15 protein-coding genes are annotated in these 18,946 nt (G+C 38.7%); 3 read left to right on the forward strand and 12 right to left on the reverse strand.

Translation table 11 applies throughout. The features are described 5' to 3' along the window. Positions 1-32: 32 nt before the first annotated feature. Positions 33-329: an RICIN domain-containing protein gene (locus ORQ98_RS12845; RefSeq protein WP_274689213.1), complete on the reverse strand. Its 297-nt coding sequence runs from the start codon at positions 327-329 to the stop codon at positions 33-35. A 786-nt stretch (positions 330-1,115) separates the two neighbouring features. Between ORQ98_RS12845 and ORQ98_RS12850 the strand changes: the two genes are divergently transcribed. Then, the gene (locus tag ORQ98_RS12850; protein ID WP_274689214.1) at positions 1,116-1,763 is read left to right on the forward strand and encodes a hypothetical protein; all 648 of its coding nucleotides are present in this window, start codon (positions 1,116-1,118) and stop codon (positions 1,761-1,763) included. A gap of 90 nt (positions 1,764-1,853) precedes the next feature. Here the strand turns inward: ORQ98_RS12850 and ORQ98_RS12855 are convergent, their stop codons facing one another. Continuing rightward, on the reverse strand, positions 1,854-2,204 hold the full coding sequence (locus tag ORQ98_RS12855) for a DUF4156 domain-containing protein (protein WP_274689215.1): 351 nt from the start codon (positions 2,202-2,204) through the stop codon (positions 1,854-1,856). A gap of 155 nt (positions 2,205-2,359) precedes the next feature. Here ORQ98_RS12855 and ORQ98_RS12860 point away from each other — a divergent pair, with 155 nt between their 5' ends. Then, positions 2,360-3,292 carry a Rossmann-fold NAD(P)-binding domain-containing protein gene (locus ORQ98_RS12860; protein WP_274689216.1) on the forward strand — a complete coding sequence of 311 codons (933 nt, stop codon included), beginning with the start codon at positions 2,360-2,362 and terminating at the stop codon, positions 3,290-3,292. Positions 3,293-3,372: 80 nt separating this feature from the next. On the opposite strand, the gene ORQ98_RS12865 is transcribed toward ORQ98_RS12860, so the two are convergent. The 3 genes from ORQ98_RS12865 to ORQ98_RS12875 form a co-directional block, all read right to left on the reverse strand. Continuing rightward, a complete protein-coding gene (locus ORQ98_RS12865) occupies positions 3,373-4,482 on the reverse strand; it encodes an FG-GAP repeat domain-containing protein (protein WP_274689217.1) in 1,110 nt (369 codons plus the stop codon). Between the two features lie 119 nt (positions 4,483-4,601). Then, complete coding sequence (locus ORQ98_RS12870) at positions 4,602-5,369, reverse strand: outer membrane beta-barrel protein (protein ID WP_274689218.1); 768 nt, start codon at positions 5,367-5,369, stop codon at positions 4,602-4,604. Positions 5,370-6,054: 685 nt separating this feature from the next. Further along, entirely contained in the window at positions 6,055-6,519 is a 465-nt protein-coding gene (locus ORQ98_RS12875; RefSeq protein WP_274689219.1) for a MarR family winged helix-turn-helix transcriptional regulator, read from the reverse strand. Between the two features lie 366 nt (positions 6,520-6,885). On the opposite strand from ORQ98_RS12875, the gene ORQ98_RS12880 reads away from it, so the two are divergent. After that, a complete protein-coding gene (locus ORQ98_RS12880; RefSeq protein WP_274689220.1) occupies positions 6,886-7,284 on the forward strand; it encodes a DUF2845 domain-containing protein in 399 nt (132 codons plus the stop codon). Positions 7,285-7,359: 75 nt separating this feature from the next. On the opposite strand, the gene ORQ98_RS12885 is transcribed toward ORQ98_RS12880, so the two are convergent. The 7 genes from ORQ98_RS12885 to ORQ98_RS12915 all read right to left on the reverse strand — a co-directional run bounded on the left by ORQ98_RS12885 (position 7,360) and on the right by ORQ98_RS12915 (position 18,666). Beyond that, entirely contained in the window at positions 7,360-8,184 is an 825-nt protein-coding gene (locus ORQ98_RS12885; RefSeq protein ID WP_274689221.1) for a peptidylprolyl isomerase, read from the reverse strand. A gap of 285 nt (positions 8,185-8,469) precedes the next feature. Beyond that, positions 8,470-9,144 carry a respiratory nitrate reductase subunit gamma gene (narI, locus tag ORQ98_RS12890; protein ID WP_342455200.1) on the reverse strand — a complete coding sequence of 225 codons (675 nt, stop codon included), beginning with the start codon at positions 9,142-9,144 and terminating at the stop codon, positions 8,470-8,472. Beyond that, positions 9,141-9,878, reverse strand: coding sequence for a nitrate reductase molybdenum cofactor assembly chaperone (narJ, locus tag ORQ98_RS12895; RefSeq protein WP_274689222.1), 738 nt, complete (start codon positions 9,876-9,878; stop codon positions 9,141-9,143). The genes narI and narJ overlap by 4 nt, the downstream gene beginning before the upstream one ends. A 3-nt stretch (positions 9,879-9,881) precedes the next feature. Then, positions 9,882-11,417 (reverse strand): nitrate reductase subunit beta, encoded by a 1,536-nt coding sequence (gene narH / locus ORQ98_RS12900; RefSeq protein WP_274689223.1) that lies wholly within the window; start codon positions 11,415-11,417, stop codon positions 9,882-9,884. 27 nt (positions 11,418-11,444) lie between these two features. Next, entirely contained in the window at positions 11,445-15,206 is a 3,762-nt protein-coding gene (locus ORQ98_RS12905; protein ID WP_274689224.1) for a nitrate reductase subunit alpha, read from the reverse strand. A gap of 514 nt (positions 15,207-15,720) precedes the next feature. Beyond that, positions 15,721-17,388: an MFS transporter gene (locus ORQ98_RS12910; RefSeq protein WP_274689225.1), complete on the reverse strand. Its 1,668-nt coding sequence runs from the start codon at positions 17,386-17,388 to the stop codon at positions 15,721-15,723. Positions 17,389-17,400: 12 nt separating this feature from the next. Next, positions 17,401-18,666, reverse strand: a complete 1,266-nt coding sequence (locus ORQ98_RS12915) for an MFS transporter (RefSeq protein WP_274689226.1) — start codon at positions 18,664-18,666, stop codon at positions 17,401-17,403. Positions 18,667-18,946: the final 280 nt, after the last annotated feature.

Here is an 18,946-nt window from a genome sequence, read left to right on the forward strand (position 1 = left end):
GCCTCCAGGTAATACAGTCATTTGGCGTGGTCTTAATAGACTATATGAACTGAAGGCAGGCTTTGAGCTAGCCCAAAATTGTGGGTAATTAAATGACACATATGTGGGGCATGCCTTGGTCGTATTCTGCCATAGTGATCCATTTTCCATTGCTGATTTGTTCTACCATGGCAATCCCAGGCAACAACTGGAGTTAGGTTAGCAGACTTTCCACCATTGACATCTAAGCACTTTCCTGTTGAGGAAACTATTTGTCTATAATCATCACTGGCAAAGGTGGTTATAGAAATAACTGTAAAAAACAAACATAAATGTTGTAATGTTTTCATGTAGTTTCTCATTTAAGTTATAAGTTGATGTGTGTATATTTTTATGTGTTACATAATAAATAAAATAAATGTATTTTTTAACTTCTCAGGTAATTTGATGTGGTTTTTTAACCTCATGAAATATTTTCATAAGTGGCTCTCTTTTCTTTACAGATAGTTAAAGGTATTCAAATTGATGATTAAAGGTAGGTTTGCTACTGTAATCTTTGAACTGGCTAATTTGGTTTTGATCAAAGAGGTACTACATGGAATTCATCATTGGGTGACCCAGTTAGTACTTTATATATAATTTAGTACTACTATTGTAAGCTTTACGTCAGTAATCTAACCATTAATAACCATTTGTATAATAGGGTATATCTTTGTCAGTAACTACTATATATGTTATGGAGCATCGTCACTTGATGTCCTCCAGCTAACGCTTTCATCATCAATTAATGATGCTATCGCTAGCTTCACCATTGTAGGTTAGCCCTAAAAACCACCCGCATTAGGTATACGATGAAGTAGTTAGTTAATATGTTTGACAATGTTAATTAAAAATATTGACATTGTCAATCAAATATTGGTTAATACTCATTCAAGAATTAATCTTTTGCCTGGCATAGAAGTGATTAATAGCTACCAATATAGGCAGTTCTTCAGAACATTGATGTTTGATACAAATACTGTATAGACAAACTGTTGACGAGTTAGGTCAGTAATTCTATTGCCACACTTTATATGTATGTGCTTAGGCTTATTTTAACTTCTAAGTTAGTTTAATATTGTAGATAGGTATAGTTAGTGAAAAAAAATTTATTGTTAAGCTTATATAGAAAATTTGGTGCACCATTATTTTTTGCTACATCAGGAGTAGGGTTCAGCCTTCCTTATGAGGTTGCTGCTGGAGAAATTAATAGTAAAGCTAAAACAGAGTTATTTTTTTCTGGCGACATTAACGTTAAAAAAAATCAAAAAGTAGTTAGTGCTATGAAACCTGTACTGGATTGGCTAACATTAGAATTATCGAATCAGTTAGGTTATTCACGTTTGGTTTTATTGAAAACAAAGTCAAAATTTGGCATAACTCAATACACGTTTATTCAAGTAATTAATGATCTTCCCATTGTTAATACCCATGTATCAATTTCAGTAGATGATAGTACTGGAGAAATTATCAAGGCAAATAAAAAAATGGTGAACTCCTGGCAATTTGATTCCATAGTCGTTAATCCACTGATTGATAAAATGGAAGCTTTAAAGAGAACCTTTGGTATATACTCTCATGGCAGGGGATTTGCTGTACCTCCGCAAATACGGCTGGTATATATACCACAGCATAAACAGAAAAAACTAATACCGGCTTATGAAATTAAAATGGTTTTTAGAAACCCTTATCAAAGTCAACAGGTATACGTTGATATTGAGAGAGGAGAACTTATAAAAAATTAAAGCACATGATATCATGAAAAATCAACAAGGTTTTAGTGCCAGGTCATTAAGTCTACATTATCATAGATATAACTCAAATTAGCTAATTTTTTAGTTTCTCTGGCACTTATAAACTTTACCTATTGCTGTAGTATTTGTGGTACCTAGTGATTGATGGGCATTAGTATTTCTTAGTTCCTGCACATAAACTATATTTCCACCAAGTTTAAATGCCTCATTTTTTAACTCATTTCTGGCACCTACCATTAAATTTTCATTTGAAGTAAAGTCACCTGTAAACCAGTTGCCTTGTGAGCCAACTACTTCTCCTAAGTAACTGCATTTTGAGAAGTTTGGCGCTATATTAACTAACTCAATATTGCTTGCTTGTGGTAATACCTTATTTGCTGAGCATCCTGTTAGCGCTAGTAAACTAGTAAAAACCAGAGATTTACGTTTCATAATTAAGACTCCTTATATAAAAGCGAAGTTATGTTATAAATTATTATTGATTTTGTCAATTAAATATTGGTTAATGAGTGCCCTAAAATAACAGTACATACCTAATGGAAAGGGTGTAACTATGAGAATTGATAAGTTGAATATTGAGAATGACAATGGATATTTTGACGCTTTCTGATATTAAGAAGAACATCTCATTTGATGATATTGTAAATTGTGTTGAAAACAGTCTAATTGAGCAATCAAATCAGTCGATAGATCAACTGGATAAAGTTGACATGATTGATAATCGGTATATCAAATATGGCCATACAAAAAATAAATCTTATTTTATTATGGAGATAGATTCAGGAAATTTATTCTCTCAACGAAAATTAAAACAGGATAAAACGAGCTTCATATTTGTTATTTCTACTTGTACTGGAAAACCAGTTGCAATAATTCAAGATAATGGTTGGATTTCTCACATTAGAGCAGCGATAGTAAGCATGTTAGCACATAAGCATCTTTTACCATCAAAATTAGAGCAGATAGGTATCATGGGTAGTGGTACCCAAGCTAGACAGCAATTACTTTGTTTACCTTATATTACAAGTTGCAAACAGATTAGCATTTGGAGTCGTTCACTAGAAAGCGGGGAAAAATTTATACAAGAAATGTCATCAGCAGGGTTTAAGGTCAGTTTAGCGAGTAATCCTGAAGAAGTTGTTAAAAATAGTCAGCTAATTGTTACAACAACGCCTAGTCAACAACCTATTATCCATAATGAATGGGTGCAGCCTGGTACTCATATTACTGCTGTTGGTGCAAGTGGGGCAGGTAAGCAAGAGTTGGATGTAGAGCTATTATTTTCAGCTAACCAGCTCGTGATAGATAACAAAGATAATATTTTTAAGTGTGGCGAGATTAGTCAAGCTTATAAGTCAGGCTTTATTGATAACCACCCTATTGAGCTGGGTGAGTTAATGGAAAAACCAACTACTTTTCAGCGTGGTGTTGATGATATTACAGTCTTTGATTTAACAGGAGAAGCAAGCAGTGAATTTGAAATAGCAGCAATGATATATAATTCTTATATAAATAACTGAGGTGGATGGGACTGTATTATATGAAACTGCTTTATTTAGTTATTGCACGATCCCTGTGCTTATCATTGTATCAATACCTATTATTTGTTTCTTTTTGATTTTGAGATGTAAGGATTTAATTGTAAGTTATACTCTGCAAAATCCCTAATTGGAGCATGATATAATTTTGTCTTGCCAAACCCTTTTGCTGAGTTTAGTGCAACCATTAATATATTTTCACCCTTTTTATTTTTTGCCAAACCTAAAAGATCAACTTTTCCATCATTATTTACGTCGGCAACTGATTGCTGTCTGTATCCGTAAAATTTTGTTGCTACTTGCTTGTATTGGTTAAAACCATTTCCACTCATATTTTCTGCAACTTTAACAACGCCACCTTGATGAAAGGTGAGGAGGTCTGCATAGCCATCCTGGTTAATGTCTGCAATTTTTACACTGTACGGCTCTTGACTTAAAGGTGCATTATGTAATAGCCATGACGTTGTTGTTTGGAAGCCATTCGCTTGAGTATTTATAGCTACATCAACCATTTTGTTATTCAATCCCACTAGGTCTGGATATCCATCATAATTTACATCGGCTACTTCAATATGTTTGTATCTTGAAGTATTAAACTTCCCTGATACTTTCTTCCATTTAGTACTAAAAGAACCATTATTTCCTTTAATTAAATAAATGCTGCCTTTATATAAGAATATAATGTCGTCACTGCCGTCATTGTTAATATCAGCTATTTTTAAGTAGTCTGTATTGGTTTTCAAGTTACCTTTAAATTTTGTCAATATAGGTGTATTGCCAATAAAATTGGCACCATGGTTTAAAATGGTGGTAATACCTTTATTTCCTATACCTACAATGTCTGTTAAGCCATCGTTATTTATATCTTTTAAAATGGTAAAAGATAGAGCATCTATACTGCCTGCATAACCAAAGCCTAAGTTACCAACCCCATTGGTAGCAAATGAGCCTTCCCAATGATTAATTTCTAGCTGTTCTATTGATCCATCACCATCCAAGTCGCGATAATAATAGCTATGTTCACTTTTTGGTGCAGTGAAAGTTCCCACTTCAGTAAACAATTTTTTTGCATCAAAATTGGTATGGCTTTCAGATGCATGTGAAATAGCACTAACAGTACAAATACTTGCTAGAATTGAAATTTGAATAGTTTGAGCGAGTTTATTTTTCATAGATATCTCCTGATATACTTAATTAGAGTCATCAGATATTAATAAAAAGGGCCTCTAAAAGAGGCCAAACCACGGGGGTAGTAGTTAGTTAAGCAGTGAGTATGAAGTAGTTATAGGTGTTAAAAATTGTATTGAGCAGATAATGTATAGGTGTCAATATCTGTTTCACCAAAAGCCAGGTCTTTATGGCCAACATCCTTGATACGCTCCCATTGCAGGCCAACGGTGACGTTGTTGGTAATGTTGTAATTGGCGCCTAAGCCCAAAGTTAAGCTGTTTCCACTTTTGCTTTCACTATTGCTTTCTGATGGACCTGCTAATGAAGCAAGGAAATCACCAGTATTTAAGCTTCCTGAGTAGTTGAGGTTGTGCTTTTCTTTAATTTTCCATCTCATAATACCTGCACTTGCTTTAAGGTCAATATTATTAGTGACAGGGTAAAAACCAATTGTTTTAATTCCTATTCCTTTAATTTTACTTGTAACTTTTCCATTAAGTTCACCACTAAGAGAAATATCACTTTCTTTGATGCTACCGCTACCATTCAACTTATAATCGGCGTTAGAAAATTGATTATAGTCTAATTCAACACCTAAATACTTATTTACTCGATATCCTAAAAATATTTTTCCTATATTGCTAGTATTTGAACCTTTTATATCATAATGTGCGTTACCACCGTTGCTTTTAATGTAATCTTTTACTTGAGATAATTCTTCTTGAGAGTCTTTCTCGATATCCCCATAAGCATCATAACTAGACTTACCAGCTCCAATCCCCAAATAAAAACCGCTTTTCTCATCAGCAAAGGGATTAATACTGTCTTGTGCAAAAGTTGATGTTGCTACTGTACTGGCAATAATGGCAGTTAAAACCGTTTTTTTCATAGTTACCTCATGTTATTACAACTATTGACTACTTTTTTATATAAAAAGATTTAATTGGGATTCCTCTTTTTTATTTTAAAATCTATCTATTTTCTAATGTGTATACATTAGTTATTTAATAGATGCTTCTTAGTAAAGGAATCCAGATTAAACCTTGATAGTAAAAGGCTTTATTATCTTTCGTTGGCTATATTTAAGTAAAACTCAGATTTTAAACATCTGTTTATCATTGATACTAAGTTAACGAATGTAGGTATTTACTCTCATATAGTTGACTGTGTCAACTATATGTGTGGTAAGATACGGAGAATTACTTATTACTAGTCGTTTTTTATATAAAGTACTTGGATGCAGTGCCTCTAACTGAAATGCAATCTAAGTTATCTAGATTATAGTTTTGTTATGTATGTAGCGAACAGAAGTTTAAAGTAGTTGACAGTGTAAACTATGTTGGGTATGCTAACAACAGTCCTCTTTGGATATTGTTGTGCAGATTCAGTATTTTTAGGGTATTTGACGCCTCTTGCTATATTAGTTTAATTTTTTATCTTTTGACTGATATAGTAAGAGGGCTTTTTGATAGGTAAATTTTGTATATTTTAGATATTCTTATGAATATAGGGGTTCTTAACCTCGTAGATAAAGTTTATGAAGCCTATAAATATTTAATTTTAAAGGTAACTTATTAGTTATAAGATATATCTCCTTGTTCATCTGATAAGAGTTTGGTAACAATTTTTTTAAGTGAGTCATGCTCTCGACTGGAAAGTTTGTCTAAAAAATATTCATTAGTTTTGTGTGAGCAGTATGCTGCGATTTCTAAAGCTTGTTCACCTTTTTTAGTCAAATAAATTTGAGACGATCGTCCGTCTTCCGGAGAGGGTTTTCGTGAAATCAACTTTAGCTTATCCATTTTTGTTAGGGAGCGGGCTGTTGCTGTACGGTCTATACCCGTTTTATCTGCTATTTTTGAGGGAATGGTAATATTGTGTTTACCAATAGCCGATAAGATTACCCACATTTGTATAGTAATCTCTGCACCTGATTCTTCTAGTAATAGCTCGAAGCGCCTTTGCATCACTTTTGAGAGGCGATGAATAAAATATCCCATACTGTCATCTGCTGAGTAGGACTGCTTAGTAGTGGGCATATAGTTACCTATGTCAATTAAGTCTTTGTCTAATTATATGTGATCATAAAGTCGGGATGCTAATAGCAATTGGCTTATTTTTTACTAATACCTAGAATCTTGCCTATATCAGCTGGAATATTGTATGACACGTTGTATTGTAAAGGTTTTGTAAAGGCTTGGTGGCCAGAGTTTGCCAGGTGGTGTTGAAGTCAGTATAGTGGTTGGCAAGCTTCATTTGTATATAAACCAATCTATATCCTAAGTTATGGCTTCTAGCTTTGGTGACAGCCACTCTCTGGCTATTGAGTACTTTGGTTATCATTCAACCGACTTCTCTAAAAGCACTTTGTATTGGATATAGAAAGACTTATATGGTTAATAGATATGATTACAAAAGCAAACACTGCTCTATTAAAGGCGTTTGCCGTTTTAATTTCGGTATTAATGTTTTCTATTTCGGTAAATACGTATGCTGATAGTATGCGTTGTAAAAATCGACTGGTTTCAACCGGTGATTCAAAAGCAACAGTATTATTAAAGTGTGGCGAGCCTTGGTTGAAAGAAGACCACAGCTATACAGTGACTGAAAAAAGAAATAGTGACTTATATCGCTATAATCAACAGCATAATGGCGTCAATGCTCATGGAGCCAGTAGGGAAGTGACCAGGCTTATCAAAGTAGAGAAGTGGACTTATAATGTTGGACGTAACAAGTTTCTAAGAATTATTACTTTCAAAGAAGGGGTTATTGACTCTATAGAAACAGGTGATCGAGCCAACTAATTGAGTTTGTCATTTAATTCAAAAAGGCTATACCTGCCGACAAGGTATAGCTTTTTCTTTTCCGCTGTAACTTTCTTATAGCAACCCAGCATCCTCTAAGTTTATTTCAATCCCCTTTATATTCGCCTCAGCCACCAATATAGCTAAGTATTGTTGAATAGCCCTTAGTCTCACTTTTGTTTGTAGGTAGCTTTTAATTTTAGTTTCAACTTGCTCATAGGAGAGCGGTTGGCCTTCTGCCTTTGCTGTTACCCAAACCACATGATAACCGTAACGTGTTTCAATAGGTCGAGGTGATAGCCCAGGTGCTAGCTTAAATACTTGGCGTTCAAACTCTGGGGTGGTTTGTCCTTTGCTGATTTGTCCTAAATCACCGCCAGACTCTTTGGATGGACAGGCTGAGTAGGCTAAAGCAAGTTCATTGAAAAGAGCGGGCTCATTAGTCAGTTCCTTAATTATATTTTCTGCTTGTTGCTTAGCCTCCATTCGTGCGGGGGTATCTTCTGGTGCTGCTGCTAATAAAATATGCTTAACTGCCATGACAGGAGGGCTGGTAAAGCGCTCTGGGTTAGTAGCATAGATTTGTTTGCACTCTTGTTCTGAAGCAGTGGGGATATCTACTTCTTGTTCTAATAATGTGCGTATAGCGGCTTCTTCTTCAGACTCTTCAGTCCTTTGTTCTATGGGCAGTTGCTGTTTTTTTATTTGTTGATTAAGTAATAGCTTTATTACTAACGCTTGGGTTGCTAAATACACGGCTTCTTCAGGGTTGTCGGCTGGATGGTACTGCACCTCCTGGGCAATGTCCTGTTCTGATATTTCTTCTCCATTGACGAAAACAGGATTAATTGTAATCGGAGCTGTTTGGTGTGAAGCATGAGAGCAGGCTGGTTGATTCATAATAATGCTAACCTTTTAAAAACTGAATTATTAATCCTGATTTTTTGGTGCTATGTTTCTCCCTTTGAGGCTGTTGCAAAAGCTGGTAAATATGGAGTGATGGGGTGTTCTGGAGCAGCTGTCGGGAACAGCTAAAGCTCTAAAGGCCATGGATGGCCTTGTAGAGCGGTGGAAGAATACCCTGTTACTTCATATTTATTCACCAATACCCTTTCGCGACACCCTCCAGAGGGAGAGGGAGCTAAAAATGCTTTTCGCAATCTCCTCTTTCCCAAAAGGGTATGACTATTTTTGCCTGACGACCTGATAACACCTACCGATATACCACACGGGTGCACTGATAATATGCACGAGCCGAGTGAACGGGAATAATATAAATAATGTCATTCCCAAAAACACATGCAGCTTATAAATAATACTCACTGGTGATATTGAGGCGGCTGCAGCTTCTGGTTGAAGGATAACAATATATTGTGCCCAGTTAGCCAGTAGCACCATCACTGAACCATCCATGTGCTGAGAAGAAACCAGAATCGAAATTAAGCCTAAAACTAATTGTACCCATAATACAACTAACACCAATAAATCCGATTTACTGGTATTGGCTTTAATTCTAGGATCAGTTAAGCGGCGGTGAATTAACATGGTTAACCCAACAAAACACAAAATCCCAAAGAAGCCACCAGATACCATGGCTAATAACTGCTTAGCCGGTGTGGAAATAACATGGTGATAAATTGACTCTGGTGTTAACAAACCAACCACATGACCAAGCAGAATAAAAATAACACCTACATGGAACAGGTTGCTGGCAAGGCGCATATTTTTCTTGCGTAGCATCTGGCTTGAGCCGGCTTTCCAGGTATATTGGGATAAATCAAAGCGTGCCCAGCAACCTATCAAGCAAATGGCTAACGCAACATAGGGATAGATGCCAAATAACAATAAATTGATAGTCATGATCTTGCTCCCCTATTACTGTTAGTGGTATTGCTAGAAGAGGGATTGGTTACAAAATGAATGGGCGTTGGCAGTTCCTCCTTGGCTTTTTTCGGTTTAGTATTAAGGTTGCAACTATTGCCTTCTAAACCAAAGGTTACTTGCTCTTCTTCCCATACTTTATCAATAGCCTCGGGAGTATAATCAGGCTCTTCATTTGCCACTTGTTTTTGCAAGTCGTTTAAATCAACCCTGACATCTGCAAGCTCAAGTAATACTTCGAAGCAACGGGAATAAATACTCTCTCGTTGAGCTAAGCGTACTTTTAATACAGCAAGAATAGGTGCAATGTTCACAAGTTGCTGCTGTATGACTGTTTGATCTTGATGAGTTAAAAATTCAAGAAATAAAGGCAAATAATCGGGTAATTCCCGCACACTGATATGAAAGCCTTGCTCTTTATAAAGCTCCATTAGATCGACCATCGCTTGACCTCGATCACGGGATTCACCATGGACATGCTCAAATAATAACAGCGAAACAGCACGGCCCCGGTCAAATAAACCCACATATTCTTCTTGTCGGTCCATTAAATCCGTGGTGGTTAAGTGATTTAGCACATCGATCAAAACAGCTTTGTTTTTTGGAGCTAATTCCTGATCACGCTCAATGGCTTCAGCAAGTTCACCACGCCCTTGCTGTAATTCAGTTGAAGGGTAATCAAGCAGTAATGAAATAATCTTTAATATTTTCATCCGTTACCCCTCAATTTTGACAGTTTGAATGATATTACGCTGATCATTTTGTTTGCCACCAAACAGGTTAACCCCAGAGTTACTTTGGCAGCCGTCACCAAAAGAGAAACCACAGCCAGAACGATAACCATAAGTATCTTCTACAGCAGACTCCCGATGGCCAGTTGGGATAACGTAACGATCTTCATAGTTAGCAATTGCCAGATAACGGTACATGTCTTCTACCTGAGCAACGGTTAAACCGACTTCATCCAGCACGGCTTGATCAACTTGTTGGTCAACAATTTGGCTACGTTTAAATGCCCGCATTGCCAGTAAACGTTTTAGTGCAAGTAAAACAGGTTTGTCGTCACCCGCAGTCAGCATATTGGATAAGTAACGCACGGGAATTCTCAAGCTCGCGACATCAGGAATAATCCCGCTCATGCCAATATGTCCAGCTTCTGCTGCATGCTGAATAGGACTTAAGGGTGGAACATACCAGACCATGGGTAATGTACGATATTCAGGGTGTAGTGGTAACGCTAGCTTCCAATCAACGGCTAGTTTATAAACAGGTGATTGTTGTGCAGCTTCTAATACAGAATCTTCAATACCATCCTGTTTGGCTTGTTTGATAACGGCTGGATCAAATGGGTCTAAAAAGATATCCAGCTGTTTTTGGTAAAGGTCTTGCTCTAAAGGTGCACTAGCCGCTTCTTTAATTTTATCGGCATCGTAAAGTAAAACACCTAAATAACGAATGCGTCCAACGCAGGTTTCAGAACAGACGGTAGGCATGCCTGATTCAATACGAGGGTAGCAGAAAATACATTTTTCTGATTTACCGCTTTTCCAATTGAAATAGATTTTTTTATAAGGGCAGCCAGAAATACACATCCGCCAACCACGACACTTGTCTTGGTCTATTAAGACAATGCCATCTTCTTCCCGTTTATATATAGCACCAGATGGACAAGATGCGACACAAGCTGGGTTAAGGCAATGTTCGCAGAGACGGGGCAAATACATCATAAAGGTATTTTCGTACTGCCCGTATATTTCTTTTTGGATATTATCGAAGTTTTTATCTTTTGAGCGCTTTCTAAACTCAGTCCCTAAAATTTCTTCCCAGTTAGGTCCCCACTCGATTTTTTCCATGCGTTCACCGCTAATTAAAGACCGGGGGCGAGCAGTGGGTTGATGGTTACCTAATGGAGCTGTATGCAGATGCTGATAGTCAAAATCAAAAGGCTCGTAATAATCATCAATTTCGGGTAAATCAGGGTTGGCAAAAATATTCGCGAGAATCCGAAATTTACCACCAATTTTTGGCTCAATGGTACCGTCAGCTTTACGATTCCAGCCACCTTTCCATTTTTCCTGATTTTCCCATTCTTTTGGGTATCCTACACCGGGTTTGGTTTCAACGTTATTAAACCAAGCGTATTCCATGCCTTCCCGAGAGGTCCAAACATTTTTACAAGTAATAGAGCAGGTATGGCAGCCAATGCATTTATCTAGATTTAATACCATACCAACCTGTGCGCGTATTTTCATTTTAGGCTCTCCTCACACATCTTCAGGCTATGGTTGTTCAGGTAGTGGTTGTGGTAACTCATGCCCTGTTGGGCCATCCAGCCAATCGACTTTTGCCATTTTTCTGACCACTACAAACTCATCACGGTTACAACCAACCGTACCGTAATAGTTAAAACCATAGGACTGTTGAGCATAGCCACCAATCATATGGGTAGGTTTGAGCACAACCCGTGTAACAGAATTATGGTGGCCACCGCGGGTACCTGTGACTTCAGAGCCTGGTACATTAACGATCCGTTCTTGGGCGTGATACATCATCACCATGCCTTGTTTTACCCGTTGGGAAACAACGGCTCGACAGGCTATGGCACCATTAGCATTAAATACTTCTACCCAATCGTTATCTTCAATACCTGCCTCTGCTGCGTCTAATTCGCTTAGCCAAATAATCGGGCCGCCACGATTTAGGGTGAGCATAATTAAGTTGTCAGAGTAGGTGCTGTGAATTCCCCATTTTTGGTGAGGCGTAATCCAATTCAGCACAATTTCTTTATTGCCGTTGGTGTGTTTGCCTTTTACAAAGTCGACAGTTTTGGTACAGATGGGTGGCCGATAAGAAACCATTTGCTCGCCAAAGGCTTGCATCCATAAATGGTCTTGGTAAAACTGCTGTCGACCAGTAATAGTTCGCCAGGGAATTAATTCATGAACATTGGTATAACCTGCGTTATAGCTCACATGTTCAGACTCTAAGCCAGACCAGGTAGGGGAAGAAATAATTTTCCTTGGCTGAGCCTGTACATCCCTAAAGCGGATTTTTTCCTCGTGTTTGGGTTCAGCTAAATGCTTATGATCACGGCCGGTGGCTTGACCAAGGGCGTCCCAGGCTTTTACCGCCACATTACCATTGGTTTCTGGCGCTAAGCTTAAAATAACTTCTGCAGCATCAACTGCTGTATTAATTTGCGGTTGTCCTTTGCTGACACCTTCTTCATTAACGCTATAATTCAGTTGTCGAAGTAGCTCGACTTCTTCATCGGTATTCCAGCTTATACCTTTACCACCATTACCGGCTTTTTCTAACAAAGGCCCCAGTGAAGTAAACTTTTTATAGGTATTAGGATAGTCCCGTTCAACCACTACCATGTTAGGCGCAGTTTTACCTGGGATTAAATCGCACTCACCTTTTTTCCAGTCTTTCACTTCAAAGGGCTGGGCAAGTTCTCCTGGGGTGTCATGTAACGTTGGTACAGTTACAATATCTTTTTCTACCCCGAGTTCACCTTCAGCCACCTGAGAGAAGGCTTTCGCAATGCCTTTATAAATATCCCAATCAGAACGTGCCTCCCAGGCTGGGTCGACCGCCTTTGATAAAGGGTGAATAAAGGGGTGCATATCAGAGGTATTTAAATCATCTTTTTCATACCAAGTTGCTGTGGGGAGTACAATATCGGAGTATAAGGCAGTTGAAGACATGCGAAAGTCTAGGGTAGTCACCAAGTCTAACTTGCCTTCAGCTCCTTGCTTTTCAAAATCTATTTCTGTGGGAATAATGCCATCACGGGTTGCATTGTCTTCATTTAATACGCCATTTTTTGTACCTAATAAATACTTCAGCATATATTCATGGCCTTTACCGGAAGAGCCCAGTAAATTAGAACGCCAGACAAATAGGCAGCGAGGGAAATTATTTGGATTATCAGGCTGCTCCGCTGCAAAACGAATATTGCCAGATTTTAGTTGTTCCACTAAGTAGTCTTTTGGATCTTTACCCGCTTGTGCAGCTTCTTTAGTTATTTCCAGTGGGTTTTTATTTAATTGTGGAGCGCTAGGTAACCAGCCCATCCGTTCCGATTTAATATTGTAATCCAACATATGCTCTGGCCATTGGCTGTGGTCAACTAATGGAGAAAGCACTTCGTGGATACTGACTTTTTCGTGACGCCATTGCGAACTGTGATTATAGAAAAAAGAAGTGGAGTTCATATGGCGAGGAGGGCGACTCCAATCTAAGCCAAAGGCAAGTGGTTGCCAGCCAGTTTGCGGACGTAGTTTTTCCTGCCCCACATAATGGGCCCAACCTCCGCCAGTTTGACCCACACAACCACACATAATCAGCATGTTAATCAAACTACGGTAGTTCATGTCCATGTGATACCAGTGGTTCATGGCGGCGCCAACAATGACCATTGAACGGCCTTTGGTTTTATCTGCGTTATCTGCAAACTCCTTGGCTACTTGAATGACTTTTTCCCGTGAAACACCAGTGATTTTTTCTTGCCAGGCAGGGGTGAAAGGAATGTCATCATCATAACTGGCTGCAACATTGTCACCACCCAAACCACGGTCAATACCATAATTGGCAATGGTTAAATCAAATACGGTTGCTACCTTGGCTTTTTTACCATTAGCCAGTTTAATTTCTTTATAAGGTAATTTACGCGCTAAGACTTCATCATGCTCGCAATAATTCCAATATTCATTACTTTCATCAGCAGCAAAATGGGGGAAAGCAACATCAACAGTTTTCTTTGGACCATCAATAAGTGAAAGCTGCAGCTTAACCTCTTTTCCTGATTTACCTTCTTTATTTTCTATATTCCATTTGCCTTGTTCGCCCCAGCGATAGCCAATACTACCCTGTGGAGAAACCAGCTCATTAGTATTTTCGTCGTAGGCAATGGTTTTCCATTCAGGATTATTGTCCTGACCTAAGCTGCCAGTTAAATCAGATGCTCTTAAAAAGCGAGTAGGTTTTAACGTTTTGCCTTCGTGCTCTTCCAATAATACCAACATGGGCATATCAGAATAACGACGAACATAATCAGTAAAATATTCGCTGGGTTTTTCTAGATGGAACTCTTTTAATATAACATGACCAAAAGCCATGCCTAATGCAGCATCAGTCCCTTGCTTGGGGTTTAGCCAGATATCAGTTAATTTGGCTACTTCAGAATAGTCAGGGGTGATGCCAACGGTTTTGGCCCCTTTATAGCGGACTTCAGTAAAGAAGTGAGCATCAGGAGTACGGGTTTGTGGAACGTTAGATCCCCAGGCAATAATATAATTAGAGTTATACCAATCAGCAGATTCGGGGACGTCGGTTTGTTCTCCCCATGTCATTGGTGATGAGGGAGGCAAATCACAATACCAGTCGTAGAAACTCATGCAAACCCCACCAATTAATGATAGGTAACGTGAGCCTGCTGCATAAGAGACCATCGACATAGCAGGAATAGGGGAGAAGCCAATAATACGATCAGGGCCGTATTTTTTGGCTGTATGGACATTTGCCGCAGCAATAATTTCGTTAACCTCATCCCATGATGAACGAACAAAACCACCCATGCCTCGTTTAGTTTTATATTGCTTGGTTTTTTCTGGGTCTGAAACAATAGACTCCCAGGCTGCAACAGGCGATTGGGTTTTTCTTGCTTCTCGCCATAGTTTTAATAATGGTTTGCGTACTTTGGGGTATTTTAGTCTATTAGCACTGTAAATATACCAACTAAAGCTTGCTCCTCTGGGGCAGCCACGAGGTTCGTGGTTAGGTAAATCGGGGCGAGTTCTTGGGTAATCAGTTTGTTGAGTTTCCCAAGTGACCAAACCATCTTTTACATAAATTTTCCAGCTACAGGAGCCTGTACAATTGACGCCGTGAGTTGAGCGAACAATTTTATCGTGTTGCCAGCGACGGCGATAACTATTTTCCCAGGCACGGCTTTCATTGGTGGTTTCGCCATGTCCTTCAGAAAATTCACCGATTTTTTTCTTAAAGAACTGTAATCTATCAAGTAAGAGACTCATTTCATTATCTCCATCATATCCTTCTCGAAAAACTTTTAGGCTTTGTTGTCATCACTTGACCACCAAGGATGGTGGGAATGCAGTTTATGCAGGAGCATTTAACTGCCTTCACCCTAATCATTTATTTTTATATAAACTCATAGGGCTTCATCGTTTGACTGCCTCCCCTAAAAGCTTTTCGCTTTGGCTATAGTAAAAATTATTTCTACTATTCAGGCATTCACAGTTATGGTTAACTTCTTGGTCTACTTCTTAGCCACTCTAACTTCAAAGGAACACAGAAAGTTAATTTAGTGTTTGATATGGAATAACAGACTATTCTTCCTCCGCTCTTGAAAGGCTATCCTTAGCCTATCAAGAGCTAAAGCGACATCCATGTCGCAGCTATAGAATACCCTGTCACCCTATATCCGTTAATTTTTGCGATATCCTCAGGTGAAGGAATAAGAATACTATTTAATTTATTGACTGCTGTTTTCATATCGTTAACCATAAATATAATTTATGTACTGTTTTATGGATTCTTATGTTCAGCACCTGGTCTTAGGTAAAACCACCAGTTAACCAAAATACATAAGCCATAAAAAGCCGCGAAACCGTATAACGCATATTCTGGTGTAGTTGCTTTAATTTGCTCACCAAATACTTTTGGAATATAAAATGCACCATAAGCGGCCACTGCAGAAGTCCAACCTAAAACAGGGCCGGCTTGTTCTTTATTAAATACCATCGCAATAGTTCGGAAGGTGGAGCCATTACCGATACCGGTTGCGGCAAATAACACTAAGAATAGTAGAAAGAATGGAACAAAGTATTCTTCTGGTGTGGCAGATGCGTAAGCGGCTTTCATATAATAAGCCACTCCTATTGCACTAAGTACCATCACAACAGACACAATTTGTGTCACTAAAGCACCACCTACTTTATCTGCAATCCAGCCACCCACTGGGCGAATTAAGGCACCGATAAAAGGTCCCATCCAGGCATACATTAATGCTGAAGGGCCATTAGGGTTGACTGTGTCGTGAGTTAACACACCATCTGCACCTGCCACATGGGAATAACCAAAAATCACTTTAATGGCTAATGGAAAGGCGGCAGAAAAACCAATAAAAGAGCCAAAGGTCATGGTGTAGATAACACTCATTACCCAAGTATGCTGATGGCCAAAAATTTGATACTGGCGGGTTAGATTTTGTTTAATGTCTCCTGGAAATAATTTTAATAGAAAGACAGTTGATGCAATAACAATAACCAACACAATTTCTTTTGGTACATTAAAACCAGAGCCATTAGCACTTTCTGGTAACATTAACCATAAGCCAATAGTAGCAGTAATGAAGCCCACCAATAACATGCAAGTGATAATAGAAAAGGCCTTAACTGGTGAGCCAATATCCGGTGATACTTCAGAGGTACGAATATTGTTCATGCCAAACCAACCTGCAAAGGCAAGTGGAATTAGGAATAATAGCCAAACAAACCCAGCGTTTTGAATCCAGGTTTCGGAGCCTGCTGGTATTTTTCCAATGAGGGTACCTGAGGTGTTTTGTAGGGTCATTGACTCACCACCTAAAGCACCAAAGACGCCAAAAGTCATCATCAGTGGCACCAGGATTTGCATGGTGGTCACACCAAAATTACCTAAACCGGCATTTAGGCCTAAGGCTAACCCTTGTACTTTTTTAGGGAAAAAGTAGCTGATATTAGACATGGAAGAGGCGAAGTTACCACCACCAAATCCTGATAATAAAGCTAGCAGTTGAAATACCCAAAGTGGAGTGTCTTTAGACTGCAATGCTATCCCTGTGCCTAAAGCGGGTAACATTAATAAGGCTGTAGTGAAAAAGATTGTATTGCGCCCACCAGATAAACGGATAAAAAAGCTGGAGGGGATACGTAATGTGGCGCCGGTTAAACCAGCAATGGCCATTAAAGTAAATAATTCAGATTTTGCAAAGGGAAACCCTAAATTTAGCATTTGTACGGTAATAATGCCCCAGTACAACCATACGGCAAAACCACATAATAAACTGGGAATGGAAATCCATAAGTTTCTATTGGCAATTTTTTTGCCGGTAGACTCCCAAAATTCTGTGTTTTCAACATCCCAGTTAGTAATATCTGCGCTTTTAGACGCGGCAGCTGGGGGAGGATTGGATGTATGAATAGTCTCTGACATGTCGTGCTCCTATTAATAAACACTTTCGTCTAGTTCTAGACCTTCTGCTTTGCGTAGTTTGCGAATGGCAATATTCATTAAGATCATGCAAATGGCGACAATGGCAAACAACACCATAAAGCAGGAGCTGCGTACCCCGATCCAATCGTTTGCTATGCCGAAAATAATAGGCAAGGTGAAACCACCCAGGCCGCCAATCACACCTACCATGCCGCCAACTGATCCCATATTCGCTGGGTAATAATCATGAATAATACGGTAGACAGATGCTTTACCAATACCTTGGGCGATACCAATAAGGAATACTAAAACAGTAAATACCCAGATATTAAGGCCCACTTTAAAGTGCACATCCCCCTCAATACCGTGAATAATCATGGTGGTTTGTGGATAAGAAACAAAGAATAAGCAAATTAATGATACCCAGAAAACTGCCCAGTTAACTGAGCGGGCACCAAACTTATCGGATAACCAGCCACCTAGCGCTCGGATAACGCCAGAAGGTAAGGTAAATAACATGGTGATAAAGGAAGCTGTTTTTAAATCTAACTCATATTCGCCGACATAATATTTGGGTAGCCATAGTGCTAAGGCTACAAACCCACCAAAAACAAAATAGTAGTAAAGACCAAACCGCCAAACCCTAATTTCTTTTAATGGAGCTAGTTGAGTAGCTAAAGAAATATGTTTACCTGTTTTTTTCCGTTCTTCATGAGCTGGGTCATTAAAAGTGAAAAACCAAAAAATGACAGCCATGATGACCATTGCAATAGAATAAATCTGAGGTACAGCCCGCCAGCCTAAAGCAACCACAATCATCGGAGCAACCAAGTTAGTAATAGCCGCACCGGCATTACCTGCCCCAAATATTCCCATTGCAGTGCCTTGACGTTCTTTTTCAAACCAAGCTGAGGTATAAGCGATACCAATAGCAAAAGAGCCACCGGCTAAGCCAACAAATAAACCAATGACAAGGTACTGCCAATATTCAGAGGCAAAAGCTAAACCATAAGTTGGTATGGCAACCAATAACATATGAATAAAAAAGACAATCCGGCCACCAAAGCGGTCAGTCATTATTCCTAGGGGAAGACGGGTAATTGAGCCAGTTAGAATAGGAGTCGCAACTAAAATACCAAACTCAGTATCTGTTAAATTCAGCTCCTGTTTGATTTTAATACCGATAATAGAGAACATGGTCCATACAGCAAAGTTAGCTGCAAAGGCCACGGTGTTCATGGAAAGGACTGACCATTGCTTTTGGGTATGGCTAAGCATTTTAACCTCCTTTATGACAACATACCCTGAAGTTAGGTGAGGTTAATGAATGCTGAGTTGACTAGGGTCAATAGTTGTTCTGGTAGAATGTTGTCTAACAAGGTAGTGTACCTCTTTAGAGGTATGTTGATGAGCAGATGTAACCTGTTGATAAATAAGATGTTTTTTTGTTTTTCTGAAAATATAATGAAGAAAAACAGCAATGTATGTTCTTAAGAGGTACTATTGCCAAAAGAGGGCTGATTTAAGCAAGAGCACCTCTAATATTAGTAAATATAAA

This window comes from Spartinivicinus poritis (genome assembly GCF_028858535.1).
Classification (GTDB): Bacteria; Pseudomonadota; Gammaproteobacteria; order Pseudomonadales; family Zooshikellaceae; genus Spartinivicinus; species Spartinivicinus poritis.

Excerpts from the sequence above, each read along its gene's own strand:
- narH (WP_274689223.1), bottom strand. The coding sequence starts at position 11,417 with ATGAAAATACGCGCACAGGTTGGTATGGTATTAAATCTAGATAAATGC.
- ORQ98_RS12915 (WP_274689226.1), bottom strand. The coding sequence starts at position 18,666 with ATGCTTAGCCATACCCAAAAGCAATGGTCAGTCCTTTCCATGAACACC.
- narI (WP_342455200.1), bottom strand. The coding sequence starts at position 9,144 with ATGACTATCAATTTATTGTTATTTGGCATCTATCCCTATGTTGCGTTA.
- ORQ98_RS12865 (WP_274689217.1), bottom strand. The coding sequence starts at position 4,482 with ATGAAAAATAAACTCGCTCAAACTATTCAAATTTCAATTCTAGCAAGT.
- ORQ98_RS12855 (WP_274689215.1), bottom strand. The coding sequence starts at position 2,204 with ATGAAACGTAAATCTCTGGTTTTTACTAGTTTACTAGCGCTAACAGGA.
- ORQ98_RS12910 (WP_274689225.1), bottom strand. The coding sequence starts at position 17,388 with ATGTCAGAGACTATTCATACATCCAATCCTCCCCCAGCTGCCGCGTCT.
- ORQ98_RS12845 (WP_274689213.1), bottom strand. The coding sequence starts at position 329 with ATGAAAACATTACAACATTTATGTTTGTTTTTTACAGTTATTTCTATA.
- ORQ98_RS12870 (WP_274689218.1), bottom strand. The coding sequence starts at position 5,369 with ATGAAAAAAACGGTTTTAACTGCCATTATTGCCAGTACAGTAGCAACA.
- ORQ98_RS12875 (WP_274689219.1), bottom strand. The coding sequence starts at position 6,519 with ATGCCCACTACTAAGCAGTCCTACTCAGCAGATGACAGTATGGGATAT.
- ORQ98_RS12885 (WP_274689221.1), bottom strand. The coding sequence starts at position 8,184 with ATGAATCAACCAGCCTGCTCTCATGCTTCACACCAAACAGCTCCGATT.
- ORQ98_RS12860 (WP_274689216.1), top strand. The coding sequence starts at position 2,360 with ATGGATATTTTGACGCTTTCTGATATTAAGAAGAACATCTCATTTGAT.
- ORQ98_RS12905 (WP_274689224.1), bottom strand. The coding sequence starts at position 15,206 with ATGAGTCTCTTACTTGATAGATTACAGTTCTTTAAGAAAAAAATCGGT.
- ORQ98_RS12880 (WP_274689220.1), top strand. The coding sequence starts at position 6,886 with ATGATTACAAAAGCAAACACTGCTCTATTAAAGGCGTTTGCCGTTTTA.
- narJ (WP_274689222.1), bottom strand. The coding sequence starts at position 9,878 with ATGAAAATATTAAAGATTATTTCATTACTGCTTGATTACCCTTCAACT.